Source organism: Allosediminivita pacifica (assembly GCF_003054175.1).
Lineage (GTDB): Bacteria > Pseudomonadota > Alphaproteobacteria > Rhodobacterales > Rhodobacteraceae > Allosediminivita > Allosediminivita pacifica.
Window position 1 is genome coordinate 21422 of sequence record NZ_QBKN01000008.1, and the last position, 24897, is coordinate 46318.

At 66.5% G+C, this 24897-nt stretch carries 25 protein-coding genes and 1 tRNA gene; 18 read left to right on the forward strand and 8 right to left on the reverse strand.

Features of this window, described 5'->3' with window-relative positions; translation table 11 throughout:
- Positions 1 to 207: 207 nt before the first annotated feature.
- Complete coding sequence (locus tag C8N44_RS07735) at positions 208 to 1707, reverse strand: CoA-acylating methylmalonate-semialdehyde dehydrogenase (protein ID WP_107975619.1); 1500 nt, start codon at positions 1705 to 1707, stop codon at positions 208 to 210.
- Between the two features lie 102 nt (positions 1708 to 1809).
- On the opposite strand from C8N44_RS07735, the gene C8N44_RS07740 reads away from it, so the two are divergent.
- From C8N44_RS07740 to coaD, 3 genes are all read left to right on the forward strand, one after another.
- Positions 1810 to 2700, forward strand: coding sequence for a LysR family transcriptional regulator (locus C8N44_RS07740; protein WP_107975620.1), 891 nt, complete (start codon positions 1810 to 1812; stop codon positions 2698 to 2700).
- Positions 2701 to 2762: 62 nt separating this feature from the next.
- Positions 2763 to 3197, forward strand: coding sequence for a CBS domain-containing protein (locus tag C8N44_RS07745; RefSeq protein WP_107975621.1), 435 nt, complete (start codon positions 2763 to 2765; stop codon positions 3195 to 3197).
- Between the two features lie 95 nt (positions 3198 to 3292).
- Positions 3293 to 3793 (forward strand): pantetheine-phosphate adenylyltransferase, encoded by a 501-nt coding sequence (gene coaD / locus C8N44_RS07750; protein WP_107975622.1) that lies wholly within the window; start codon positions 3293 to 3295, stop codon positions 3791 to 3793.
- Here coaD and C8N44_RS23560 read toward each other — a convergent pair.
- On the reverse strand, positions 3784 to 3942 hold the full coding sequence (locus tag C8N44_RS23560; RefSeq protein ID WP_170121070.1) for a hypothetical protein: 159 nt from the start codon (positions 3940 to 3942) through the stop codon (positions 3784 to 3786). The two genes, coaD and C8N44_RS23560, sit on opposite strands and share 10 nt — an antisense overlap.
- 206 nt (positions 3943 to 4148) lie before the next feature.
- Between C8N44_RS23560 and C8N44_RS07755 the strand changes: the two genes are divergently transcribed.
- Positions 4149 to 4409, forward strand: coding sequence for a hypothetical protein (locus C8N44_RS07755; RefSeq protein ID WP_107975623.1), 261 nt, complete (start codon positions 4149 to 4151; stop codon positions 4407 to 4409).
- A gap of 4 nt (positions 4410 to 4413) precedes the next feature.
- On the opposite strand, the gene gap is transcribed toward C8N44_RS07755, so the two are convergent.
- From gap to rocF, 3 genes are all read right to left on the reverse strand, one after another.
- Positions 4414 to 5418, reverse strand: coding sequence for a type I glyceraldehyde-3-phosphate dehydrogenase (gap, locus tag C8N44_RS07760; protein WP_107975624.1), 1005 nt, complete (start codon positions 5416 to 5418; stop codon positions 4414 to 4416).
- Positions 5419 to 5638: 220 nt separating this feature from the next.
- Entirely contained in the window at positions 5639 to 6682 is a 1044-nt protein-coding gene (locus C8N44_RS07765) for an ornithine cyclodeaminase (protein WP_107975625.1), read from the reverse strand.
- Between the two features lie 8 nt (positions 6683 to 6690).
- Positions 6691 to 7611, reverse strand: a complete 921-nt coding sequence (gene rocF, locus C8N44_RS07770; RefSeq protein WP_107975626.1) for an arginase — start codon at positions 7609 to 7611, stop codon at positions 6691 to 6693.
- 125 nt (positions 7612 to 7736) lie between these two features.
- Here rocF and C8N44_RS07775 point away from each other — a divergent pair, with 125 nt between their 5' ends.
- The gene (locus C8N44_RS07775; RefSeq protein ID WP_107975747.1) at positions 7737 to 8165 is read left to right on the forward strand and encodes an Lrp/AsnC family transcriptional regulator; all 429 of its coding nucleotides are present in this window, start codon (positions 7737 to 7739) and stop codon (positions 8163 to 8165) included.
- Here C8N44_RS07775 and C8N44_RS07780 read toward each other — a convergent pair.
- Both C8N44_RS07780 and C8N44_RS07785 read right to left on the reverse strand, forming a co-directional pair.
- Positions 8162 to 8623 (reverse strand): disulfide bond formation protein B, encoded by a 462-nt coding sequence (locus C8N44_RS07780; protein WP_107975627.1) that lies wholly within the window; start codon positions 8621 to 8623, stop codon positions 8162 to 8164. The two genes, C8N44_RS07775 and C8N44_RS07780, sit on opposite strands and share 4 nt — an antisense overlap.
- Position 8624: 1 nt before the next feature.
- Positions 8625 to 9203, reverse strand: coding sequence for a YqaA family protein (locus tag C8N44_RS07785; protein ID WP_107975628.1), 579 nt, complete (start codon positions 9201 to 9203; stop codon positions 8625 to 8627).
- Between the two features lie 109 nt (positions 9204 to 9312).
- On the opposite strand from C8N44_RS07785, the gene C8N44_RS07790 reads away from it, so the two are divergent.
- The 13 genes from C8N44_RS07790 to C8N44_RS07850 all read left to right on the forward strand — a co-directional run bounded on the left by C8N44_RS07790 (position 9313) and on the right by C8N44_RS07850 (position 24225).
- A tRNA-Leu gene (locus tag C8N44_RS07790) sits at positions 9313 to 9398 on the forward strand.
- Positions 9399 to 9710: 312 nt separating this feature from the next.
- A complete protein-coding gene (locus tag C8N44_RS07795) occupies positions 9711 to 11762 on the forward strand; it encodes a hypothetical protein (protein ID WP_107975629.1) in 2052 nt (683 codons plus the stop codon).
- A 402-nt stretch (positions 11763 to 12164) separates the two neighbouring features.
- Entirely contained in the window at positions 12165 to 12986 is an 822-nt protein-coding gene (locus tag C8N44_RS07800; RefSeq protein ID WP_107975630.1) for a GntR family transcriptional regulator, read from the forward strand.
- Positions 12983 to 14482, forward strand: coding sequence for an ABC transporter substrate-binding protein (locus tag C8N44_RS07805; RefSeq protein WP_107975631.1), 1500 nt, complete (start codon positions 12983 to 12985; stop codon positions 14480 to 14482). Before C8N44_RS07800 ends, C8N44_RS07805 begins: the two co-directional genes overlap by 4 nt.
- Before the next feature lie 61 nt (positions 14483 to 14543).
- The gene (locus C8N44_RS07810) at positions 14544 to 16034 is read left to right on the forward strand and encodes an ABC transporter substrate-binding protein (protein WP_107975632.1); all 1491 of its coding nucleotides are present in this window, start codon (positions 14544 to 14546) and stop codon (positions 16032 to 16034) included.
- 6 nt (positions 16035 to 16040) lie between these two features.
- Entirely contained in the window at positions 16041 to 16967 is a 927-nt protein-coding gene (locus C8N44_RS07815; protein WP_107975633.1) for an ABC transporter permease, read from the forward strand.
- Positions 16964 to 17830, forward strand: coding sequence for an ABC transporter permease (locus C8N44_RS07820; RefSeq protein WP_107975634.1), 867 nt, complete (start codon positions 16964 to 16966; stop codon positions 17828 to 17830). Before C8N44_RS07815 ends, C8N44_RS07820 begins: the two co-directional genes overlap by 4 nt.
- A 3-nt stretch (positions 17831 to 17833) precedes the next feature.
- Positions 17834 to 18622, forward strand: a complete 789-nt coding sequence (locus tag C8N44_RS07825; protein ID WP_188758671.1) for an SDR family NAD(P)-dependent oxidoreductase — start codon at positions 17834 to 17836, stop codon at positions 18620 to 18622.
- The gene (locus C8N44_RS07830; RefSeq protein ID WP_107975636.1) at positions 18619 to 19503 is read left to right on the forward strand and encodes a polysaccharide deacetylase family protein; all 885 of its coding nucleotides are present in this window, start codon (positions 18619 to 18621) and stop codon (positions 19501 to 19503) included. The genes C8N44_RS07825 and C8N44_RS07830 overlap by 4 nt, the downstream gene beginning before the upstream one ends.
- The gene (locus tag C8N44_RS07835) at positions 19488 to 21062 is read left to right on the forward strand and encodes a gamma-glutamyltransferase (RefSeq protein ID WP_107975637.1); all 1575 of its coding nucleotides are present in this window, start codon (positions 19488 to 19490) and stop codon (positions 21060 to 21062) included. Before C8N44_RS07830 ends, C8N44_RS07835 begins: the two co-directional genes overlap by 16 nt.
- On the forward strand, positions 21055 to 22032 hold the full coding sequence (locus tag C8N44_RS07840) for an ABC transporter ATP-binding protein (protein WP_107975638.1): 978 nt from the start codon (positions 21055 to 21057) through the stop codon (positions 22030 to 22032). Before C8N44_RS07835 ends, C8N44_RS07840 begins: the two co-directional genes overlap by 8 nt.
- Entirely contained in the window at positions 22029 to 23042 is a 1014-nt protein-coding gene (locus tag C8N44_RS07845) for an ABC transporter ATP-binding protein (RefSeq protein ID WP_107975639.1), read from the forward strand. Before C8N44_RS07840 ends, C8N44_RS07845 begins: the two co-directional genes overlap by 4 nt.
- Positions 23043 to 23061: 19 nt before the next feature.
- The gene (locus tag C8N44_RS07850) at positions 23062 to 24225 is read left to right on the forward strand and encodes a M20 aminoacylase family protein (protein WP_107975640.1); all 1164 of its coding nucleotides are present in this window, start codon (positions 23062 to 23064) and stop codon (positions 24223 to 24225) included.
- Between the two features lie 20 nt (positions 24226 to 24245).
- On the opposite strand, the gene C8N44_RS07855 is transcribed toward C8N44_RS07850, so the two are convergent.
- Positions 24246 to 24869 carry a nucleotidyltransferase family protein gene (locus C8N44_RS07855; RefSeq protein WP_308421218.1) on the reverse strand — a complete coding sequence of 208 codons (624 nt, stop codon included), beginning with the start codon at positions 24867 to 24869 and terminating at the stop codon, positions 24246 to 24248.
- Positions 24870 to 24897: the final 28 nt, after the last annotated feature.

A 24897-nucleotide genomic window follows, 5' to 3' on the forward strand; every position in this document is an offset into this window, starting at 1 on the left:
TTTGCTGCGCAGGCCAGGATCTCACCGGAGAAAACACTCAGAACCTTCATATAGGCAAAATACATCAATTCATGGGCCGGTAAAGCCCCCGACGGGCACGTGACGCGAGGTTGGTAAACTTCAGGGCGTTTTCACGTACCGCAGCGACAGGGGCCGAGAAGTCATTGAAAAAGGGGCATCCTTTCGGACGCCCCAGTCGCACGGCGATCAGTCCATCGCCTTGAAATTGAATTCGCCGCCATCCTTGATTCCCGAGAACCAGCGCGCCGTGACGGTCTTGGTCTTGGTATAGAAGCGGAATGCGTCGGGGCCGTACTGGTTGAGATCGCCGAATGCCGATTTCTTCCAGCCGCCGAAGGTGTGATAGCTCAGCGGCACCGGGATCGGGAAATTGATGCCGACCATCCCGACATTGACGCGGTGCGCGAAATCCCGGGCAGTGTCGCCGTCGGCGGTATAGATCGCCGTGCCGTTGCCGTAGGGATTGTCCATGGTGATCTTCAGCGCTTCTTCGTAGCTGCCCGCACGCACGGTGCTGAGCACGGGGCCGAAGATTTCCTCCTTGTAGATCTCCATGTCGGGCGTCACGCGGTCGAAGAGCGAGGGGCCGACGAAGTAGCCGTTCTCGTAGCCCTGAAGCTCGAAGCCGCGTCCGTCGATGAGCAGGTCCGCGCCCTCGCTGACGCCGCTGGCGATCAGTCGCTCGATGCGCTCCTTGGCGGCGGCGGTGATGACCGGGCCGTAGTCCACGTCCTCGCCCGCAGTGTAGGGGCCGACCTTGAGCTTCTCGACCCGGGGAGTGAGCTTCTCGATCAGCGCGTCGGCGGTTTCCTCGCCCACGGGGACGGCCACGGAAATCGCCATGCAGCGTTCGCCCGCGGCGCCGTAGCCCGCGCCCACCAGCGCGTCGGCGGCCTTGTCGAGGTCCGCGTCGGGCATGATGATCATGTGGTTCTTGGCACCGCCGAAGCACTGCGCGCGCTTGCCGTTGCTGGCGGCGCGGCCGTAGATGTACTGGGCGATCGGGGTGGAGCCGACGAAGCCCACGGCCTGCACGGTCTCGTTGTCGAGGATCGCGTCGACCGCTTCCTTGTCGCCGTGCACGACCTGCAGCACACCGTCGGGCAGGCCGGCTTCCTTGAGCAGCTCGGCCAGTCGCATGGCGGTGGAGGGGCAGCGCTCGGAAGGCTTGAGGATCATGGCGTTTCCGGAGGCGAGCGCCGGGGCCATCTTCCACAGCGGGATCATGGCGGGGAAGTTGAAAGGCGTGATGCCCGCGACGACCCCCAGCGGCTGGCGCATGGAGTAGAGGTCGATGCCGGGGCCGCCGTTGTCGGTGAACTCGCCCTTGAGCATGTGCGGCGCACCCATGCAGACCTCGACCACCTCGAGCCCGCGCTGCACGTCGCCGCGCGCATCGGGCAGGGTCTTGCCGTGTTCGCGGCTGACCAGCTCGGCGAGTTCGTCCATGTGCTCGTTGATGAGCGCGCCGAACTTCATCATGACACGGGCGCGCCGCTGCGGGTTGGTGGCGCCCCAGGCGACCTGTGCCTCGGCGGCCTTTTCCACGGCGGCGTTCACTTCCTCGACCGTGGCGAGCGGCACCTGCGCCTGCACCTCGCCGGTGGCGGGGTTGAAGACCTCTGAGAAGCGGCCCGAGGTGCCCTTGGTCATGGCGCCGTTGATGTAATGCGTGATCTCTTGCATCGGATGATCCTCCTGATGGATTTGCCCTTGGTCTAGCCTTGCAAAAATGCTGGCAAAAGGGGAAATATGGCAAAAGCGCTTTGCAATATTGCAGGATGAGCCATGGACTGGGACGACATGAGGATCTTTCTGGCAGTCGCGCGGGGCGAAACGCTCTCGGCGGCGGGGCGCGGGTTGCGGATGGATGCCGCCACGGTGGGCCGCCGGGTGGCCCGGCTCGAGGCGGCACTGGGTGCGCCGCTTTTCGCCAAGAGCCCCCAGGGCTACGCGCTGACCGATGCGGGCGCGCGGCTGGTGGCGCACGCCGAAGAAGCCGAACAGGCCATGGGGCTGGGCGCCGAGGCGGTGCGCGGCCGAGCCGAGGGGCTGACGGGAACGGTGCGCATCGGCGCGCCGGACGGCTGTGCGAACTTCCTGCTTCCGCAGGTCTGTGCCCGCATATCGAGCGAGAACCCCGGCCTCGACCTGCAGATCCTGGCGTTGCCGCGCGTGGTGAACCTGACGCGGCGCGAGGCCGACATGGCGGTTGCGGTTTCGGCCCCCACGGCGGGGCGGCTGGTGGTGCAGAAGGTGGCGGACTACCACCTGCACCTTGCGGCGACCGAGGACTACCTGAATGCCCATGCGCCGATCCGCAGCGGCGTCGACCTGCGCGGGCACCGCATGGTCGGCTACATCCCGGACATGATCTACGACAAGGAGCTCGACTACCTGTCGGACCTCGGGGTGGAGCGGGTGCGGCTTGCCTCGAACTCGGCCGCGGTGCAGGTGCAATGGCTGCGCACTGGTGCGGGGATCGGCATCGCGCATGATTTTGCGCTGCCCGGTGACCCGCCTTTGCGTCGCGTTCTGCCCGGAGAGGTGAGCCTCACGCGCAGCTTCTACCTGGTGCGCCATGCCGACGATCGCCGCCTGGAGCGCATGAATCGCCTCGCTGCCGCCCTGATGGACGGGATCCGCACAGAGTTAACCGTTCGTGAAGGACTCGCTTGACAGAATACCCGGACCGACCTGACGCTGATGAGACACAGGCGGCGACTTGGAGGAGGTACTGCATGCAGGTTGTTCAGGTTCTCAAGAGCAAGGGGTCCGACGGGATCGAGACCGTGCGCCCCGGCACCCTCGTGGGCGAGGCGGCCAAGGTGCTCGCGGAAAAACGGATCGGCACGGTGGTGGTCTCGGAAGACGGGGTCAAACCGCTGGGTATTCTGTCGGAGCGTGACATCGTGAGGGAACTGGCGGTGCGCGGCGGCGCCTGCCTCGAACTGCCGGTGGACGAATTCATGACCTCGCGGCTGTCCACCTGCACCCGCGAGGACGACGCGAACGACATCCTGACCCGGATGACCGAGGGCCGTTTCCGGCACATGCCCGTGGTCGAGGACGGCCGCATGGTGGGAATCATCACGCTGGGCGACGTCGTGAAGGCACGTCTGGCCGAACTCGCCATGGAGAACAGCGCCCTCGAAGGGATGATCATGGGCCACTAGGCCGGCAAGGCCCTGCGACATCTGCGACCCGGGCTTGCATTCCGGGAAGCAATATTGTTGCGTGCGCGTGGAGCTTCAGGGGAGGACACTCCGCCATGCGCATCGGCCTTTATCCCGGTACTTTCGATCCGGTGACTGTCGGACATCTCGACATCATCGAGCGCGCCGCGCTGCTCGTGGACCGGCTCGTGATCGGGGTCGCGATCAATCGCGACAAGGGGCCGCTCTTCAGCCTCGAGGAGCGGGTCGCGATGCTCGAGACGGACATCAACACGCTGCGCGAGCGTACCGGCACCGAGATCGTGGTGCATCCTTTCGAGAACTTGCTGATCGACTGCGCACATGACGTTGGCGCGCAGTTCATCATCCGCGGCCTGCGGGCCGTGGCCGATTTCGAATACGAGTTCCAGATGGTGGGGATGAACCGGTCGCTCGACGCATCGGTCGAGACCGTCTTCCTGATGGCCGAGGCGCGGCACCAGGCCGTCGCCTCGAAGCTCGTCAAGGAGATCGCCCGGCTTGGCGGGGACGTGTCGAAGTTCGTCACGCCCCCCGTGAACCGGGCGCTGGACGAGAAATTCGGCCTTCAGCCGTAGATCGCGCGGCGGGCGACCTGGTCCTCGACACCGGCGATGTCGAGATCGAGCCGCGTGTCCATGGGCAGCGACCGGAGTTCGGCCAGCGTGCGACGGTAAGCGGCGTGGCGGGCCATGCGCCCGCGGATATTGGTCATCATGTAGCTCATCTCCGGGCTCCTTTCCTTTGGTCGAAACCTGCGTGTTTCGGCTGCTTCAAGCTCTGCGTTCACTGCCGAAAATAGTCATGCTGCAACGCAGCACAATCGATGCTTTGCGAAAGCGGGACTGCAGTGTGTGCATGGCGGGCAGGGGCGTCAGGATTTTGTTTACCTAACGTCATTAACCTTGCGGTGTCAGACGTGAGGAGATGCCCATGTTGACTGGCAAGACGGCCCCGGTCTCGAACGTGCCGGGACGCCCGCAGAAGCGGACCCCGAAGAAGCAGCAGCAGACCCACGCGGTGGAGGAACGGAGCGAGGCGACGGAAACCGATGCCGCCGATCCGCCGGCGCCGCCACAGGCTCTTGGCGGACGGCTGCTGCGCGAGGCCTGGGAAGATGAGAAAAGGCCGCCCGCGGTGTCGCAGGCGGCCCAAGGATATCGCAAGGCGCGTGGCGCCGTGTCGACGCGTTAGACGCTCAGAGCAGCTTGCCCATCGCGACGGCCGTATCGGCCATGCGGTTCGAGAAGCCCCATTCGTTGTCGTACCAGGACAGCACGCGCACCATGTTGCCGTCCATGACCTTGGTCTGGTCGGTAGCGAAGATCGAGCTGTGCGCGTCGTGGTTGAAGTCCGAGGACACCAGCTTGCGGTCGGTGTAGCCGAGGATGCCCTTGAGCGGGCCCGCGTCGGCGGCCGAACGGATCGCCGCGTTGACGTCGTCCGCGGAGGTGCCGCGGGCGGCCTCGAAGGTGAGGTCGACGACCGAGACGTTGGGCGTGGGGACGCGGATCGCGACGCCGTCGAGCTTGCCGTTGAGGTCGGGCAGCACGAGGCCGACGGCACGTGCGGCGCCGGTGGAGGTCGGGATCATGTTCGTGGCCGCGGCGCGGGCGCGATAGAGGTCCTTGTGGAAGGTATCGAGCGTCGGCTGGTCACCCGTGTAGGAGTGGATCGTGGTCATGAAGCCACGCGCGATGCCGATGTTCTCGTGCAGGACCTTCGCGACGGGCGCGAGGCAGTTGGTGGTGCAGGACGCGTTGGACACGATGATGTCCTCGGCGGTCAGCGTGTCGTCGTTGACGCCGTAGACCACGGTCTTGTCCACGTCCGAGCCCGGGGCCGAGATCAGCACGCGCTTGGCGCCGGTCTCGAGGTGGGGCTGGCACTTCTCCTTGGAGGTGAAGATGCCGGTACACTCCATGATGATGTCGACGTCCGACCAGGGCAGTTCGGCCGGGTTGCGCATCGCGGTCACGCGGATCGGGCCGCGGCCGACGTCGATGCTGTCCTCGCCGGTCTTCACCTCGACCGGAAAGCGGCCGTGCACGCTGTCGAACTGCAGGAGGTGTGCGTTGGTCTCGACCGGGCCGAGATCGTTGATCGCGACGACCTCGATGTCGGTGCGTCCCGATTCGATGATGGCGCGCAGAACGTTGCGCCCGATGCGGCCAAATCCGTTGATGGCGACCTTAACTGTCATGACAATCCTCTCCTCGCCGGGTTGCGGCTGTTATCGCTAACGAGCAAATCACGTCTCCGAAGTCAACATAGCAGCCTCGTCACCGGTTGCACCCCGTCTCGGGCGCGCGGCCCCGGCGGGGGGATCGGAGGGCTTTGCCGGAGATCGACAGACGTGCGGCCCCGTTGACCCTTCCCATGCCAGAGCCGCGCCGGAGTGTCACGAGGCGCGCGCGATGAGCTCAGGGCGCGGCACGGGTCAGCATCCCGAAAAGGTCACGGGGATCGTCCGGATCGGCCAGCAGGTCGAGCGGCAGTGCCATGCCAGTCTCTTTCACCTTTTCATGAACATAGCGAAGGGCCGAGAAATCCTCGATCGCGAAGCCCACGCTGTCGAAAAGCGTGATCTGCCGGTCGCTGGTGCGACCCGGGGCCGTGCCGGCAAAGACCTGCCAGAGCTCGGTGACTTCGTGATCTTCGGGCAGCTGCTGGATCTCGCCCTCGATGCGGGTCTGGGGTGGGTATTCCACGAAGACCGACGACCGGTGCAGCACCTCGGCGGCCAGTTCGGTCTTCCCGGGGCAGTCACCGCCGATGGCGTTCACGTGCACGCCGGTGCCGACCATGTTGTCGGTCAGGATCGTGGCGTTGCGCTTGTCGGCGGTGCAGGTGGTCAGGATGTGGGCGCCCTCGATGGCCTCCTCGGGGCTGTCGCAGGCGGTGATGTCGAGCCCGCTGTCCTTGAGGTTGGCCATGCACTTGCGGGTCGCCGCCGGGTCGGTATCGAAAAGCCGCACCTTGGTGATGCCGCAGAGCGCCTGCATGGCGCGGCACTGGAATTCCGACTGCGCGCCGTTGCCGATCATGGCCATGGTGGTGGCCCCCTTCGGTGCGAGATGTTTCGCGGCCAGCGCCGACATGGCAGCGGTGCGCAGGGCGGTGAGCAGCGTCATCTCGGACAGCAGCAGCGGATAGCCGGTGGTCATGTCCGCCAGCACGCCGAAAGCGGTGACGGTCTGCAGCCCCTCGCGCGTGTTCCTGGGATGGCCGTTCACGTACTTGAAGGCATAGTGCGCATCGTCCGCCGCGGGCATGAGCTCGATCACTCCGACCGCGCTGTGGGCGGCCACGCGGGGCGTCTTGTCGAAGCGATCCCAGCGGGCGAAATCCTGCTCGATGGCCTCGGCGATGCCGGTGAGCATGGCGTCGAGCCCCACGTGATGGACAAGCTGCATCATGTGCTCGACCGAGACGAAGGGGACGAGGGCCTTTTCGGAAGGTTGCATGGCGGACCTCAGAGAATGCGGGGGGTGGGGCGGTCAAAGACCTGGCGGCCAAGCGCCGAGGCGGCGAGATCGACCATGAGCTGCGCGGTGCGCCCGCGTTCGTCGAGCATGGGGTTCAGCTCCACGAGGTCGAGCGAAGTCATGAGCGCGCTGTCGTGGAGCAGCTCCATCACCAGATGCGCCTCGCGTACGGTGGCGCCGCCGGGGACGGTGGTGCCGACCGCGGGGGCCACGGCAGGGTCGAGGAAATCCACGTCGAGCGAGACGTGCAGCATGCCGTTCGCCTGCGCCACCTTTTCAAGGAAGGGCTGAAGCAGCGCCTTGATGCCGTGTTCGTCCACGTCGCGCATATCGTGACGCCGGATGGCGGTGCCGTCCATGGCGGCGCGTTCCTCGGGATCGACCGAGCGCAGGCCCAGCAGGCAGACGTTCTCCATCGGCACGGGGTGGCCGACGGGCGGAAAGCCGTCAAAGCCCTCGCGGCCCGTGACGTAGCCCAGCGGCGTGCCGTGGAGGTTGCCCGAGGTCGTGGTGGTCAGCGAGTGGAAGTCGGAATGGGCGTCGAGCCAGAGCACGAATTGCGGGCGGCCGGCGTTTGCCGCATGCGCTGCGACGCCGTGCACCGAGCCCAGCGACAACGCATGGTCGCCGCCCATGAAGATGGGCAGGCCCGCGGCCATGGCATCGCGGGCGGCGTCGGAAATCGCCTGCGTCCAGCCCACGGTTTCGGGCAGCTCGTGCAGGCCCGCGCGGTCGCTCAGGTCGTTCGACACGGGGGAAAGGTTGCCCAAGTCGCGCACTTCGTGGCCGAGGTCGGCCAGCGCGCCGGGCAGGCGCGCGGTGCGGTAGGCGTCGGGCCCCATCAGGCATCCGCGCCGCCGCTTGCCACTGTCCACGGGGGCGCCGATCAGCAAGATTTTCCGGCTCATGTCGCAAGTCTCCTGTCCGTCATTGCGTGTTGCCGACAGGATGCGCCGATGCGGGGCGGAAACCAGTGGACAGATTGAGCGATCCGGGCAAGTTTAGCACGAATTGGTCAATCGGGATGCGCAACTTGGATGAAACGGACCGAAGGTTGATCGCGACCCTGCGCGGCGACGCGCGCATGGCACTGTCCGATCTCGCGCTGGCGCTGGGGCTCTCGCGCGCGACCGTCCGGGCGCGGCTGGAAAAGCTGCGTGCCTCGGGCGAGATCGTCGGCTTCACCGTGGTCACGCGCAGCGACGTGGCGCGCGACCCGGTCCGCGCGCTCATGATGATCGGGATCGAGGGCAGGGGGACCGAACGGGTCCTGCGCCAGCTTCAGGGCCTGCCCGAGCTGCGCGCGCTGCACACGACCAACGGGCGCTGGGACGTGATCGCGGAACTCGGGGCAGACGGGCTCGAGGCGCTGGATGCGGTGCTGACGCGCGTGCGGCGCTTCGACGGGGTCGCGACCTCGGAAACTTCGTTGCTGCTGTCGACGCGGAAGTCGGCGGGTTAGCGGCGCGGGGCGAGCATGGCCGCGATCCAGAGCGCGACCAGCACGGCCGAGGCCACGGCGTTCCAGCTTGCCATCGAGAGGCCGAGCATTTCCCAAGGCACCTCGTCGCAGCGGACCAGCGGCGCGTTCATGACCTGGTTCATGAGCTCTTCGGTCGAGAGGCCGCTGATGGAACCCGAGGTGCAGCTTGTCGGGCCTTCCCACCAGCCGCGTTCCACGCCGGTGTGGTAGATGCCTGTCCCCGAGGAAAACGCCGCGCCGAGCGCGCCGAAGCCCGCCACCCAGCGCTGTGGCACGAGCGCGCCCAGCACGCCCGCCGCGATGGCGAGCCCGTGACCGTAGCGTTGCCAGTAGCAGAGCTTGCAGGGGGGCATGCCGCCCAGGAACTGGAAGCCGAAGGCGGCCAGCAGGAGCGCTGCGGAGCCGGCGCCGGCAAGCAACATCAGGGTGCGTCGCATCTCAGAGATACCTCACGAGCAGGAAACCACCCAGAAGCAACGCCACGAAGGCGGTGAAGACAAGCCCCAGCCGCTTCTCGATGAAATCACGTATCGGTGCGCCGAAGGCCCGTAACAGGGCAGCTACCACGAAGAAGCGCAGAGAGCGCGCCACGATCGAGGTGACGATGAAGGTGCCGAGCGGCATGGCGGTCCAGCCCGACATGATGGTGATGACCTTGTAGGGGAAGGGCGTGACACCGGCGATCAGCACCGCCCAGAAGCCCACGTCGTTGAAGCGGGCGTTGAATTCGGCCATGGAGTCCGCCTTGCCGAGCGCCTCGAGGATCGGCTGGCCGATCCCTTCATAGAAGAAGGCACCGATCAGGTAGCCCAGCATGCCCCCCACGACCGAGGCCACCGTGGCCACCAGCGCGATCAGCCAGGCGCGGCGGGGCGCGGCAAGGATCATCGGGATCATCAGCACGTCGGGCGGGATCGGGAAGACCGAGCTTTCGATGAAGGCGACACCGGCGAGAACCCACAGGGCGTAGGGGCTTTCGGCCTGGGCCATGGTCCAGTCGTAGAGGCGGCGCAGCATCCAAGGTCTCCATGCAGTCGGTTCGAGGCAGAGACCATGCAGGCGCAGCATGGTCAAGCGCACGCGCGGGCTTTACGTCGCTCTGCGCCGGCGATAGATCGGTGTCCGGGCCCAAGTGGCGGAATGGTAGACGCAGGGGATTCAAAATCCCCCGATAGCGATATCGTGTGGGTTCGAGTCCCACCTTGGGCACCAGAACAGACCGGACTTGCGAAGCAAGTCTCGCCACTTTTCGCGGCGCCGGTCTGCTAAGGTGCGGGGCGAGCGCCGTGGGCGGCGGATCGCTGATCGCCCGGCGCTTGACGGCTGCACCGCTGTTCTCGAGTTGAGGTATCGCACCAGAATAGCCAACCTATCACGTACACGGGGCCCACGGCGCCGTCGGCAATAGCCCGCGTGTGGCTGATCGCGATGCCGTAGGCGACGTTGAAACTGACCGAATGACGTCCCACGCTGTCAAAGGGCACGTCCGCGTTCCCGGTTTCAATTCCAAGGAAGAGGCACGTCATGTCGTCACCAAGCTTCAGACTGCCCGTGGGGGACGAAGCGGCCGGCCGAGCGATCCGGGAAGAGCTCGAAACGGCCATGCAGTCGGTCATCGATTCCTTCTACGAAGAGATCGGGGGCATCGTCACGGGCCTGCTGCCCGTCGGTCATTTCGACGCGAGCCTGGGCCGCTTTCCTGAAGATGCGCTGCATGGCAGCTTCTATTTCGTGACGGTTCCCGGAACCGTCGACGGCCAGGTCTTCGCCATCGGTGACTGGCTGGTCCCGCTGATCGACGGCGCCAGCACCACGATCTTCAGGGGAAACTGGACGCGCGGTGACTATTCGAAGGTCGTCAGTCGCGTCTACGAGGATGCGAAATCGCTGGCCGCGTCGCGTGAGGAAACGCGCGGCGATGGTGCGCTCTGGCTGACCGCCGATGGGCAAAGGTACGTGGAGGACAGCACCGCAACGCTCGGTTACATCGAGAACCAGGCTTCGACGCCTGTCAGGATGAGGGTTGTTGACCTCTTCGATATCGACGCGCGTGCCTTTGCGCCCGCGACCGGCGGCGCCGATGCCTCCGCCGGCCTTCAGGCGGCACTTGATCTCTTCAAGGCCCGTCTGGAATCTGGGATTCCCTGCAGGCTCCGCATCATCGGAGAGTATACGGTCGAAAAGCCGCTAGTGCTTGACTGTACCGAGAATATCACCGCCCAGGGCGTCATCGACATGAGCGGCGGTGAAATCAAGTCGGCGCTTTCGTCCGGATCTCTGTTCCGCATCTCGTCACGCGCCATCGTCCGGAACCTGAACCTCAACTATTTCCGCCTGCAAGGTGCAGGCAGCGAGGTTGATACCCTGCTGGAGCTTGACGGTGGCGCCGGCGCAGAGGGCCAGCACCTCTACCGCTGCACCTTGATGCATCCGGAACTCACGGGAGGAAAGGTCCCGCTCTGGATCAGAAACAACGCGTTCGAAATGGTGATCCTGCACCCGCAGACAAGCCCGGCTCTATCAGGGGAAAACAGCCAGGCCGGGCGGTATTCGATTCTGTTCGACGACGATTTCGACGCGCCGACGCCGGATGGCAAGGACAGGGGAACGGTTGCCGGCGGCAACGTTTCTTCGATCACGGTTCTTGGTGGCACGGTCAGGGGCGGACAGCATGCAGTCTTCGAGCGTGCGCCGGCAGACGTCCGCTTCTATGGAACCACTTTCCTCGAAAGCTGGAACGAGCTGTATCGCGGGCCGAAGATCGGGACCCAGAATGGCGGCGTCTTCGGGTGCCACTTCGAGAATGCATGGGTGGTCGAGACCTGGTCGGAATGGACAGCTTACCGTGCGGGGGACTTCGTTCAGAGCGGTCGCGACGGCAACGTGTATCAATGTTCGAGGTCTGGGCTCTCCGGGGCAGCATATGGCCCGTCCGGCACCGGCGTGGGCATCCTCGATGGTACGGCCCAATGGGATTATGTCGATCCGCGAGCGGTCGTAAGGATGGATAACTGTCTGCTGGTCCATGATTCCGACTACCGCCAGAACAAGGGTTACGCCAACTACCTGTTGTCGAGCTTCATGCTAGGCCGAAACCATGCGCCCGAGTGGCTTGCGACGGGCAGGGGCGACGTCACCGACTTCAAGTTCCTTCACCTGCGAAACACCTCGGACAATGGGGCGCGGTTGTTCGCCTCGGCGCGGTACCGCGGGAATATCGGTTTTTCAGACACAACAGCCGGTCCGAACCTCGTGTCCATCGCGAACGGCTCCAATCATCAGACGTTCGGAAAGACCTCCGGTGAACTCAGGCTGGCGATGCAGGACGGCCCTTCATATTTCGTAGAGGCGGAAGGGGACATCGTGTTCTCTGCTCCGCCGGACGGGCACCCCGGCGATCGGGTCGCGATCCACCTGCTTCAGGACGAGATTGGGGGGCACGCCATCGCATTTTCGGAGAGCTTCCACGTCGCGGGTCTGGCTCCGGACATCACTCCAGGGACACGGACCGCGTGGACCTTCTACTTTACGGGGTCCTCTTGGCTTCCGGAATCCTTCCTGACGGGCGTGTCCTGATCGCGGGCCAAGGAAGGGCTGCCGGGACGGACGAAACGGTAGCGACTCGCCCGCGGGTGGCTCTGCGCGTGGGTCGATCTCGGTGGCACTGTCGTTACCGACGCGGACACCCGCTTTAGGCAAAGAGCCTTCTGACTGTTTGGCTTTCCATTCGGGAAGCGAAGGAATGCGCCGGTATCCTGGGCCGCCATGCGCGGCGCGGCGCCGACGATCATGTTGGGCCGTCTCCTCGAAGCCTTGGTGATCACAACTCTCGTAGGGCGCCCGCCTTCCGGCAAAGGAGAGTGCCAAGTATTTTGGCATTTGAAGATTTTCAAACAAGAGGTGGAAAATCTCGTAAACGAATCTTGAAGATTTCACGAAGCCTCGTCTAGCATCTTCAAAAGATACGACGGAGCCCAGATGTTCGATCCCGCCTCTCCCTTCCTTGGCAAGTCTGACCCCCTGCAGCCGGCGCAGAAGACCTCGTTTGCGGAGGATCGTCTGAAGGCTGCAGTTCTCTTCTGCGAGATTGCGCCCGGGTCGATCTCGACCGAAGCGCAGATATCGGAACGTTTCGGACTGGGGCGGGCGGCCGTACGCGTGGCGCTGGCCAAGCTGTCGTCGATGGGTCTGATGCACCCGATCGCGCGGGCGGGCTGGAAGGCGCTTCCGGTGACGGGCGCGCTGATTGGCGACGTGATCGCCTCGCGGCAGCGGGTCGAACCCGCCTTGGCCGAGGCGCGGCCGGACGATCGGACCCTCGCGCGGCTCGAGGATCTGGCCGAAATGATCGACGCGCTCGAAGGTCAGGAGGATGCCGCGGCGCTGACCAGCCGCCGCAACTACGAGCGCGAGTTCCTGGATACGCTCGCCGGTGGCGCGACCAACGCCCTGATGGGGCACTTCCTCGGCGGGCTCTGGGATCACTCCGACCGCATCCTGAGATTTCTCGAGCCCGAGGGTGGAATGTCCTGCCGGGCCTGCGATGCCCGCGCCCTCGTGACCGCCGCGGCGGCGGGGGCCGGCGAAACACTGGTCGCGCTGCGCATGGCCGATATCGCGGAGTTCCGCGACTTCGCTGTCGCGGGTCTCATGCGCGACCGAACCGAACTCGGCGTCGAAGGCGACGCCGCGAGTGCCTCGAACAACAACGGCCGCAAAAGGCCGGACGCAGGCATATCCCCCGACCAGCCACGTGAGGAGCTGCGAGGGGTCAAGTCCAACAGAGGAGCCAACACATGATGAACAAGAGGAAGGCGGCACGACTGGTGCTGCCGATCGCACTGTCCCTCGGCTTAGCCCTTCCGGCCGCCGCGAAGGACCAGCTGGTGGTCGACCTGGTGAACGAACCGGCGACGCTCGACCCGCACCAGCAGTGGAACCCTGACAGCTACTACGTCTATCGCAACATCTTCGACAACATGGTAACGCGCGACGACGCGGGCGAGATCGTGCCGCAGATCGCGACGGAGTGGGAGCGCGTGAGCGACACCGAGATGGTCTTTACCATCCGGGACGACGTGACCTTCCACGATGGCGAGCCGCTGACGCCCGAGGACGTGGTCTATACCGTCGAGCGCATCACCGACCCGGAATTCGGCTCGCCGCAACTGGGCCAGTTCAACAAGATCGTCGATGCCGAGGTGACCGGCGAGAACGAGGTCACGCTGACCACCGACGGGGCCTACCCGGCGCTGCTGGCGCAGCTGGTGAAGCTGTCGATCGTGCCCGAGCACGTGGCCTCGACCATGTCTTCGGCCGAGTTCAACGAAGGACCGGTGGGGTCGGGCCCCTATGTCTTCGAGGAGTGGGACCGGGGCGTCGCCGTGACCGTGTCGAAGAACGAGGACTACTGGGGCGATGAAGGGCCTTTCGAGACGGTGGTCTTTCGCGGCGTGCCCGATGCCTCGACCCGCGTGGCGGACCTTCAGTCCGGCAACGCCGACCTTGTCGTGACGCTGAACACCGACCTTGCCATGCAAGTCGAAGGTTCGGGCCGGGGCAAGGTGCTGACGGTGAACACCGAGCGCGTCGCCTATTTCCCGATGAACGCCAGCAAGCCGCCGCTCGACCAAGCGGACATGCGGCGGGCCATCGGTTACGCCATCGACCGCCAGGCCATCGTCGACGGCCTTCTGGGCGGCTACCCGCAGGTGGTGGACCAGATGCTGTCGCCCGCGCACTTCGGCTGGGCCGAGGACATCGAGGGTTTCGACTACGATCCCGAGAAGGCCCGCGAGCTGATCGCCGGCGTCGAGGGCGCGGACACCGAGATGGAGCTGGCCACCGCGCCGGTCTACGATCAGCGCGTCGTGCAGGCGATCCAGCAGATGCTGACCGACGTTGGGCTGAACGTGTCGATCGAGAGCACCGACATGGCGACCTGGCTGCAGGATCAGCAAAGCTCGCAGGAGCAGGCGCCGATGCTGACCTTCTCGCGCTGGTCCTGCGCCTGCCAGGATCCCGACGGCATCATGTACCCGCTGCTGCACTCCTCCTCGAACTGGAGCCGCGTGGACGTGCCCGAGATCGACGCGCTGCTGGACGAGGCGCGCAGCGAGCTGGACCAGGAGAAGCGTGCCGATCTCTATGCGCAGGTGAACCGCCTCGCGCTCGAGGGCGCTCACATCCTCCCGCTCTACCAGGCGGCGATCATCTACGGCGCTGCCGAAGAGCTGGAATGGCAGCCGACCTCGAACGAGAGCCTCTTCCTGAACCGCATGTCCTGGAGCGAGTGACATGCCCCGGGGTCGTGCCGGTGGTGCGGCCCCGCTTTCCCAGAATTGCAAGGACCGGACAATGACCAGAACAACCCTCGCATGCGGCGTCGCCTTCGCCGCGCTTTTTGCCGCCGGCGGTGCGCTGGCGCAGGATTTCACCGTGAACCTGGTGAACGAGCCCTCGAGCCTCGATCCCCACATGCAGTGGAATCCCGACAGCTACTACGTCTACCGCAACGTCTTCGACAACGTGGTGACCCGCGACGATGCGGGCGAGATCATCCCGCAGATCGCCACGGCGTGGGAGCAAGTCTCGGAGACCGAGATGGTGCTGACCATCCGTGACGACGTGACCTTCCACGACGGTGAGCCGCTGACGCCCGAGGACGTCGTCTTCTCGGTGGAGCGGATCACGAACCCCGATTTCGGCTCGCCGCAGCTGGGCCAGTTCAACTCGATCACCGGGGCCGAGGTCACCGGCGAGAACGAGGTCACGCTGACCACCGACGGGCCCTACCCGGTGCTTCTGGCGCAGCTGGTGAAGCTGTCGGTGGTGCCGCAGCACGTGGTCGAGGAAGTGGGCGACGAGGCCTTCAACGCGGCGCCCGTGGGCTCTGGCCCCTATGTCTTCGAGGAATGGGATCGCGGCGTGGCGGTGACGCTGTCGCGCAACGAGGACTACTGGGGCGAGGCGGGGCCCTTCGAGACCGCCGAGTTTCTCGCCGTGCCCGATGCCTCGACCCGGGTTGCGAACCTGCGGGCAGGGACCGCTGACCTGATCGTGTCGCTCGACAGCGACCTCGCCATGCAGATCGAGAACGCTCAAGGCGTGCAGGTGCTGCGCGCGCCGACCGAGCGCGTGGGCTTCATGGGGATGAACACCACCCGCCCGCCGCTCGATGATCCGCAGGTGCGTCGCGCCGCGGCCATGGCGGTGGACCGCGAGGGCATCGTGGCGGGCATCCTTGCCGGGGGCGAGCAACAGGTGGGCCAGATGGCGACGCCAGCGCACTTCGGCTATGTCGAGGGCGTCGAGCCCATTCCCTACGATCCCGAGGCGGCGGCCGAGATCGTCGAGGAGACCGGCGCCGGCGACACGCCCATGCAGTTCGCCACCTCGCCGGTCTTTGACCAGCGCATCGTTCAGGCGATCCAGCAGATGCTGAGCGAGGCGGGTTTCGACGTCGAAATCTCGATGACCGACATGAGCACCTACCTGCAAAAGGCCCGCGCCCCCGAGCAGACCGAACGGCCCTACTTCAGCTTCGGCCGCTGGTCCTGCGCCTGCCAGGACGTGGACGGCGTACAGTTCCCGCTGCTGCATTCCTCGTCGAGCTGGAGCCGCGTGAACGATCCGGAACTGGACGCGCTGCTCGAAACCGGCCGGTCGTCGCTGGATGATGAGGAACGCCTCGCGGCCTATACCGAGGTGCAGTCCATCGTGCAGGACAACGCCTACATCCTGCCGCTCTACCAGGCGGTGGCGATCTACGGTGCGGCGGGTGAACTCGAGTGGACGCCGACGGCGAACGAGAGCCTGTTCCTGAACCGCATGTCCTGGAGCGAATAACAGCTCATGTCGGTTTTCCTTCTGCAACGGCTGGGACAGGCGCTGGTGGCGATCTTCGGCGTGATGACGCTGGTGTTCTTCATCCAGCGCCTGACCGGCGATCCCACCTATCTCCTGGTGCCCGAGACCGCCACGCAGGAGGACATCGAGGCCATGCGGCGCACGCTCGGCCTCGATCAGCCGCTCCTGATGCAGTATCTCGACTACCTTGGGGACATGCTGCGCTTCGACCTGGGGCGGTCCTTCGTGCAGAACGTGGCGGTGACCGAGATTATCGCCTCGCGTCTGCCTTACACCCTGCAACTGGCCGGCGGCGCGCTTCTCGTGGCGCTGGTCATCGGTCTTCCGGTGGGGCTCGCGCTGGCGATCTGGCGCAAGCACCGCTCCACCAACGTGCTCATGGGTTTCGTGCTGGGCGCGCAGAGCATGCCGACCTTCTGGAGCGGCATCCTCATGATCATGGTCTTCGGCGTCTGGCTTGGCTGGCTTCCGCCTTCGGGGTCGGGAAGCCTCTCGCACCTGATCATGCCCTCGATCGCGCTGGGCCTGCTTTCCATGGCGACCTACGCCCGCATCGCCCGCAGCTCGGTCCTGGACGAGCTTTCCAAGGACTATGTCCGCTCGGCCCGTGCACGTGGCGTTGGCACCGGACGGCTGGTGGGCAAGCACCTGCTGCGCAACTCGCTGATCCCGGTGATCTCGATCAGCGCGCTTGAAATCTCGCAGCTGCTCGCTGGCGCCGTGATCGTCGAGACGGTCTTTGCCTGGCCGGGGCTGGGGCAGCTCACCGTGCAGTCGGTGCAGTCGCGCGACTTCGTCGTCGTGCAGGGGATCGTCCTGCTGGGGGCGCTGGTCACCATCGGGGTGAACCTGATCGCCGATATCCTCTACAGCGTGGTCGATCCGCGCATCCGGAAGGGAGACGGGGCATGAGCGCGGTCATGGCGAACTGGCGCAGGCTCTTCGTGCCCGGCGAGGGCAAGGGCGTGCCCGTGGGCATCTTCGTAGCGATCTTCGCGGCGCTGGTGCTCGTGGCGATCTTCGCACCGCTCATCGCACCCTACGATCCCAACACCCAGAACCTTCTGGGCCGGCTCAAGGCGCCGGGGACCGAGGCGCGCGGCACCTACTACCTGCTGGGTTCGGACGAGCTGGGCCGCGACCTGCTGAGCCGGGTCATCTACGGGGCGCGCATCTCGCTTTCGGTGGCGATCCTGTCAGTGCTGCTCTCAGGCTGTGTCGGCACGGCGCTGGGCATGCTGGCGGGCTACCGCCGCGGCTGGGTCGGCATCGTCGTGATGCGGCTCGTGGACATCTTCCTGTCGATCCCCGCGATCCTGCTGGCGATCATCATGGTGGCGGTGCTGGGCCCGGGCTTCGTGAACGTGGTGCTGGTGCTCGCGCTGACGCGCTGGCCGCGCTACGCGCGCGTCGCCTACGGCCAGACGCTTTCGGTCGCGGGACAACCCTACGTGCGGCTGGCCAAGGCCATGGGCGCGGGGCCGGTACGGATGCTCTTCCTGCACATCCTGCCCAACATCATCGCCCCCATCGCGGTCGTGGCCACGCTGGAATTCGGGCTCATGGTGCTTTTCGAGGCGGGGCTGTCGTTCCTCGGGCTCGGCGTGCAGCCACCCATGGCAAGCTGGGGCGCCATGCTGAGCGTCGGACGGAACTACGTCTCGAACGCCTGGTGGATCGCGACCTTCCCGGGCGTCTGCCTCTTCCTTCTCGTGCTCTCGGTGAACCTGATCGGTGACCGGCTGAGCGACTATCTCAATCCAAAATCACGGTAGATCATGGACTTCGGAACGGAATTTCAAGGCAAGGGCGTCATCGTCACCGGGGCGCTGGGCGTGGTCGGCCGCTGGCTGGCCGAGGCCTTCGGCAAGGCGGGCGCAAAGGTCTGCGTGACCGACATGGAGGGCGGGGCGCTGGATGCGCTGGCCGCCGAGATCGGCACCGAGGGCAGCTTCGGCTTTGCCTGCGACCTGCGCGACGCGGGCTCGATCGACGCGTTGGTGGCCGAGGTTGGCAAGCGCTGGGGCGCGGCGGACGTGCTCATCAACAACGCGGGCGTCTATCCCTCGGGCTTCCTGCTCGACACCGACGCCGAGGAATGGGACCGCATTCTCGACATCAACCTGCGGGCCGTGCACCTGCTGACACGCGGTATCGCCACGCAGATGATCGGGGCCGAGCGCACCGGCAGCGTCATCAACATCTCGTCCGGGGCGGCGCGCAAGATGCGCCTGACGGCGGCGCCCTACAGCCTGTCGAAGACGGCGCTGGACCGGCTGACCAAGGGCTACGCGCTGGAGCTGTCGCGCTACAAGATCCGCGTCAACGCGCTGGAGCCCGGCTTTGCCGCGGGATCGACGGCGAGCCCGCTGCCCGAGGAACACGTGAAGCGCGTGACCGCCTCCATGCCGCTGGGCCGCGCCTCGACCGCCGACGACGTGGCGCCTGCCGCCATGTACCTCGCCAGCGAGGCCGCGTCCTTCGTGACTGGCGCAACGCTGACCGTGGACGGCGGCAACTCCATCGGCTCGATGGATGTCTACCAGGACAAGAAGGCCCCGCTATGAGCGCGCTCGATCTTCCCCCCGCCTATCCCTGGCCCGAGGGCAAGAGCTCGGCCTTCTGCTTCAGCATGGACGTGGACGCCCATTCGCCGTGGATGTGGAACAACCGGCACGAGGTGCCGCAACTCCTGTCGCATCTCGAACAGCGCAACTACGGGCCGCGGATCGGGATCCGCCGTGTGGCCGACATGCTGAAGCGGCTCGGCATCAAGGGCAGCTTCTACGTCCCCGGCGCGGTCGCCGAGGCGCACCCCTGGATGCTGCCCGCGCTGGTCGAGGCGGGCCACGAGGTGGGCCTGCACGGGTATTTCCACGAGCTGGTGCAGCAGGTGTCGGATGAGGAATTCAGCCGGGTGCTGGAGTCCTCGATCGAGATCTTCGAGCGACAGCTTGGCCAGAAGCCTGCCGGATTCCGCTCGCCCGCCTGGGAAATGACGCCGCACATGCTGGCCGAGGTGAAGCGCCACGGGTTCTACGACAGCTCGCTCATGGGCTACGACACGCCGCATTCGGTCGATGGCGTGACCGAGGTGCCGGTGAACTGGGCCACGGACGACGCCATCTTCTTCAAGTTCCTCGGTGGCGGCGATCCCGCACCGCGCAGCACCGCCTCGGTGCTGGAGGCCTGGGTCGACGAGTTCGAGGCAAGCCAGCGCTACGGCACGCTCTTCATGCTGACCGTGCACGACTGGATCTCGGGACGCGGCGCACGCACCGTCATGCTGGAGCGCCTGATGGAACGCGTGATCGCGGCCGAGGACGTCTGGCTCGCCACCGCCGGAGAGCTTGCCGCGCACCATCGCGCCCATGCCGCCGACCGCGACGCCGTCACCCCGGAAATTCCCACGACCCTACTGGAGCACCCCGCATGGACCAGGCAGTGACCCAGCGCACCGGGGAAACCTGGACGGTGCAGAAGAAGCAGGTGGAAACCACCCGCGGCGTCGTCGCCACCCAGCATTTCGAGGCCGCCGAGGCCGGCGCCCGGGTGCTGGAGCAGGGCGGCAACGCCATGGATGCCGCCGTGGTTAGCGCGCTTGTCCTTTCAGTGGTCGAGCCATGGCTCAGCGGCGTCGGCGGTGGCGGGCTGATGCTCTGGGCACCGGGCGACGGCAGCACGGTCGACACGCTGGATTTCAACGTGCGCGCCAGCCGCAACATGGACCGCTCGCAGTACCCGCTGGCCGGCGGGCGTGATGGCGACTGGTTCGACTGGCCCTCGGTCGAGGACGACCGCAACCTGATCGGCTATTCGTCGATCTGCATTCCGGGCGCGATCGCAGGCTTTGCCGCGGCGCTGGAAAAGCACGGCACGCTGTCCTGGGCCGATGCGCTGGCGCCTGCCATCGAGAAGGCCGAGCGCGGCATGCGCATCGACTGGTTCACCTCGCTCTGCCTGGCGGTCGACGCGCAGGGACTGGCGCGATTCGAGCATTCGGCAAAGCTCTTCCTCGACAACGGGCGCCCGCGCCGCGTGCCCAACGGCCAGCAGGTCGACTATCTGCCGATGCCCGAAAAGGCGGCCATGCTGCGCAGGCTGGCGCAGGCGGGCGCGCGCGATTTCTACGAGGGCGAGGTCGCCCGAAGCCTGCTTGCGGATCTTCAGGCCGGTGGCTCGGTCATCGACGCCGAGGACCTGGCCGGTTTCGCGCCCCGCTGGGCCGAGGCACGACAGGGCAGCTACCGCGACACCGACATCTCGGTCGTGCCGGGGCTCTGCGGCGGGCCGAGCCTGCTCGAGACGCTGGGCAAGATCGAGACGGACCTGCACCCCGGCGCGACCGAGGCCGAGGCGGCGGCGATCTACGCCCGGTCCATCCGCAGCACCTACGAGGAGCGGCTCAAGACCATGGGTCACGCGGGGGCGCATGGGGACTGCACCAGCCATGTCTCGGTCGTGGATGCCGAGGGCAACATGGTCTCGCTCACCAACACGCTTCTGTCGCGCTTCGGCTCCAAGGTCACGCTGCCCGGCACCGGGATCCTGATGAACAACGGCATGATGTGGTTTGACCCGCGCGAGGGAGTGCCCAACGGCATCGCCCCGGCGGCCCGTCCGCTCGCCAACATGAGCCCGGCGATCCTCAGCCGCGAGGGGCGCCCTTCGATGGCCATTGGCGCGGCTGGCGGGCGGCAGATCTTTCCCTGCATCGCGCAGCTCATCAGCTACGTGACCGACCGCGGCATGTCGCTCGAAGAGGCCTTCCACGCGCCGCGCCTCGACGCCTCGACGCCCACGGTGATCGTCGACCAGGCAGCCGCGCCCGACGTGGCAGCGGCGGTCAGCCGCCACTACCCGGTCGAGATCCGCGCCAACAGCCTGCACCCCGTGCTCTTTGCCATCCCATCGGCAGCGGCGCGCAGCGACGGCGTGAATTCCGGCATGGCGCACCCGGTCAACCCGTGGACCGCCTGCGCGGCGGAAGGGGGCGGTGATGGCTGAACCGACACTGGAAATCCACGACCTCAGCATCGGGGTCGGGCCGCACAACGTCGTCGACGGGGTCGATTTCGACATCGGCCGGGGTGAGATCGTGGCCCTCGTCGGCGAAAGCGGATCGGGCAAGAGCCTCACCGCCCTGTCGATCATGGGGCTGCTGTCTGGTTCTGTGCGCCAGACCGGCGGCACCGCCACGCTCGCGGGCAATGCGCTGGATCTCGACAATGACCACGCGATGCGCAAGCTGCGCGGCACTGCGCTGTCGATGATCTTCCAGGAACCCGTGGCCTCGCTCAACCCGCTCCTGAGCGTCGGCGCGCAGGTCTCCGAGAGCCTTGTTGTGCACGGGCGCGCCAGCCGGGCCGAGGCCTGGGACCGCGCGGTCGAGATGCTGCGCGAGGTCGGCATTCCCGCGCCCGAGCAGCGCGCACGTCAGTTCCCCTCGGAACTGTCGGGCGGCATGTGCCAGCGGGTGATGATCGCCTCGGCGCTGATCGCCGAGCCGCGTCTGCTGATCGCGGACGAGCCGACGACTGCGCTCGACGTGACGATCCAGGCGCAGATCCTCGATCTGATGCGCCGCCTGCGCGACGAAACCGACACCTCGGTGCTCATCATTACCCACGACATGGGCGTGGTCGCTTCGGTCGCCGACCGTGTCTGCGTGATGTACGGTGGCCGCATCGTCGAGCAGGCCGAGGTGCACGAGCTATTCAGTGCGCCGCGCCATCCCTATACCAAGCTCCTGCTGGCGACGATCCCGCGCCTGACAGGCGAGCGGAAGTCCGAGCTCTTCTCGATCAGCGGGATGGTGCCCGACGTGGCATCCTGGCCCGAGGGCTGCCGCTTCCGCACGCGCTGTCCGCTGGCCACCGATCGCTGCGCCACCCGCCCTCCGCTGGAAGCGGCCGGCGCAGGGGAAGGCCACCTCGCCGCCTGCTGGCATTCCGACAAGGTGGAGGACCTGGCATGAGCGCACCGCTTCTTTCCGTCCGCGGCCTGAAGGTGCATTTCCCCGTCGCCACGGGGCGCCTCTTTGCCGAAAAGCCCGTGGTGCGCGCCGTCGACGGCGTGGATTTCGACCTCGCCGAGGGCGAGACGCTGGGCATCGTCGGCGAAAGCGGCTGCGGCAAGTCCACCACGGGCAACGCCATCCTTGGCCTCGCGCCGGTGACCGAGGGCGAGATCCTTTTCGACGGGCGCGACGTCGCCGGGCTGACCGGACGTGACCGGCAGGCGCTCTGGCGCGACCTTCAGGTGGTTTTCCAGGACCCGGTCTCGGCGCTCGATCCCAAGCGCACCATCGCCCAGTCCATCGCCGAACCGCTCGAGATCCACGGTGTTGCCCGTGCGTCCCGCAAGGCCCGCGTCGACGAACTGATGGAACTGGTGGGCCTGCGCGCCACGCAGCGCGACCGCTACCCGAACGAGCTTTCGGGCGGCCAGCGGCAGCGGGTCGTGATCGCCCGGGCGCTCGCGCTCGAGCCCCGGGTCGTGATCTGCGACGAGGCGGTTTCGGCGCTCGACGTGTCGATCCAGAGCCAGGTCCTGAACCTGCTGCTTCGTCTGCAGCGCGACCTCGGGCTATCCTATCTCTTCATCAGCCACGATCTGAGCGTGGTGCGCCACATCGCCGACCGCATCGCCGTGATGTACCTCGGTACCGTGGCCGAGGAGGCCCCGACGGACGAGCTGTTCCGCCGGCCGCTGCATCCCTACACCGAGGCTCTGCTGGCGGCCGTGCCGCTGCCAGATCCGGTGGCCGAACGCGCCAAGACCGCGCGACCGCTGCAGGGCGACGTGCCGAACCCCATGGACATGCCCCCGGGCTGTCCCTTCGCCGCGCGCTGTCCGCTCCGCGAAGAGGGCTGCGACCAAATCCGCCCGCAGCCCATCGAGGTGGGCCCGGGCCACCGGCTGGCCTGCCACGTCCGCGAACGCGAGATCACCGGCAGCTCGGCGCTGGACCGCCAAGGCACATGAACACGAAGGAGAGGACCGCATGACCGTTATCCCTGCCATCGAGGCATTCTCCAATGATCTCATCGAGATCCGTCACGATCTTCACGCGAACCCTGAGCTCGGGTTCGAGGAGGCCCGCACCGCCGGCATCGTCGCGTCCAAGCTGCGCGAGTACGGGATCGACGAGGTGCACGAAGGCATCGGCGGCACCGGCGTTGTCGGCGTCCTGCGCGGTGGCGGGGGCGGCAACCGCTGCATCGGTCTGCGCGCCGACATGGACGCCTTGCCGATCACCGAGGACTCGGGCGTGCCCTACGCCTCGCAGAACGAGGGACGCATGCACGCCTGCGGTCACGACGGCCACACCACCATGTTGCTCGGTGCCGCGCGCTACCTCGCGCAGACCCGCGCTTTCGACGGCACGGTGGTCTTCATTTTCCAGCCCGCCGAGGAAGGCCTTGGCGGCGCGCGCCGGATGATCGCGGAGGGGCTCTTCGACCGTTTCCCCTGCGACGAGCTTTACGGGATGCACAACGACCCGACCGCCGAGCCCGGATTTGTCGGCATCACGCCCGGACCGGGCATGGCGGGCGCGAGCTTCTTCGACATCACGATCCGCGGCACCGGCAGCCACGCGGCCATGCCACAGCAGTCTAAGGACCCCATCGTCATCGGTACCTCGCTGGTCCAGCAGCTGCAAAGCGTGATCAGCCGCAACGTGCCGCCGCTCAAGCCCGTGGTGCTCTCGGTCACCACCTTCAACGCGGGATCGGCCTACAACGTGGTGCCCGACCGCGCGACGATCACCGGCACGATCCGCTACTTCCACGATGACGTCATCGCCACGGCCGAGGCGCGCATGCGCGAGCTCTGCGCCGGAATGGCCGAGGCCTACGGGGTGGAGATCGACGTGGACCTGCGCAACGTTTTCGATGTGCTCAGCAACGATCCCGACCTTTCCGAGGCGTACATCGCCGCGGCCGCCGATGTGGTTGGGGCGGAGAACACCTCGCTCAACATCGAGCCGATGACGGGGTCAGAGGATTTTGCCGACATGCTGAAGATCGTGCCCGGCGCCTATTGCCGGGTCGGTCACGCGGGCAACGTGCCGTTGCACAATCCGGGCTTCGTGCTCGACGATGCGATCCTGCCTGTCGGTGCCTCGATCTACGCGAGCGTGGTGGAACGGCGCCTGAAGGCCTGAGACAGGGGGGTTGCGCGGCATCACTCTGCCGCGCAGGGTTCTCCGGTCTCGCGCCGCCAGTCTTCCCAGGCCTCGGGCGTGTCGAGGTCGGTGACCGCGTGGCGGCCGGGCAGGGGGATGCGGCGCAGGCGATGGCTGTTGGCGTGCAGCACCTCGCGCGCGCCGGCGTCGCCGGTCAGGCCCCGCAGCGCCGGGATGCAGTCCGCCGGGAACAGCACCGGGTGGCCCGGTGTGCCGTCCTCGGCCGTGCCCTGCTGCACCATCGGGTGCGGGCTTCGGTAGAAGGAATCGACCAATGCCTGCATGTCGGCCTCGTCGATCTCGGGCATGTCGGCGGGCAGGATCATGACCCCGTCGAAGCCGCGGGGCATCATGCCCACCGCGCGGCGCAACGAGGCGGCCATGCCTTCGGCGGAATCCGGGATCGCGACCGGCTGCACCGGCAGACCGGAGAGCGCCCTGGCGCGCGGATGAAGGTGGTCCGGTAGGGTCACCACGACGTGGGCCCCGACGGCGCAGGCGCGGCGCGCCTGGCGTCTCAGCAAGGGCTCACCCGCGATCTGCTGGGTGAGCTTGTCCGTCCCCCGCATGCGCGAACTCGCACCTGCGGCGGGAATCAGTATTGCGATGGCTCCCATACGCATAACTTATACCGACATTTCGTTTTGCGAA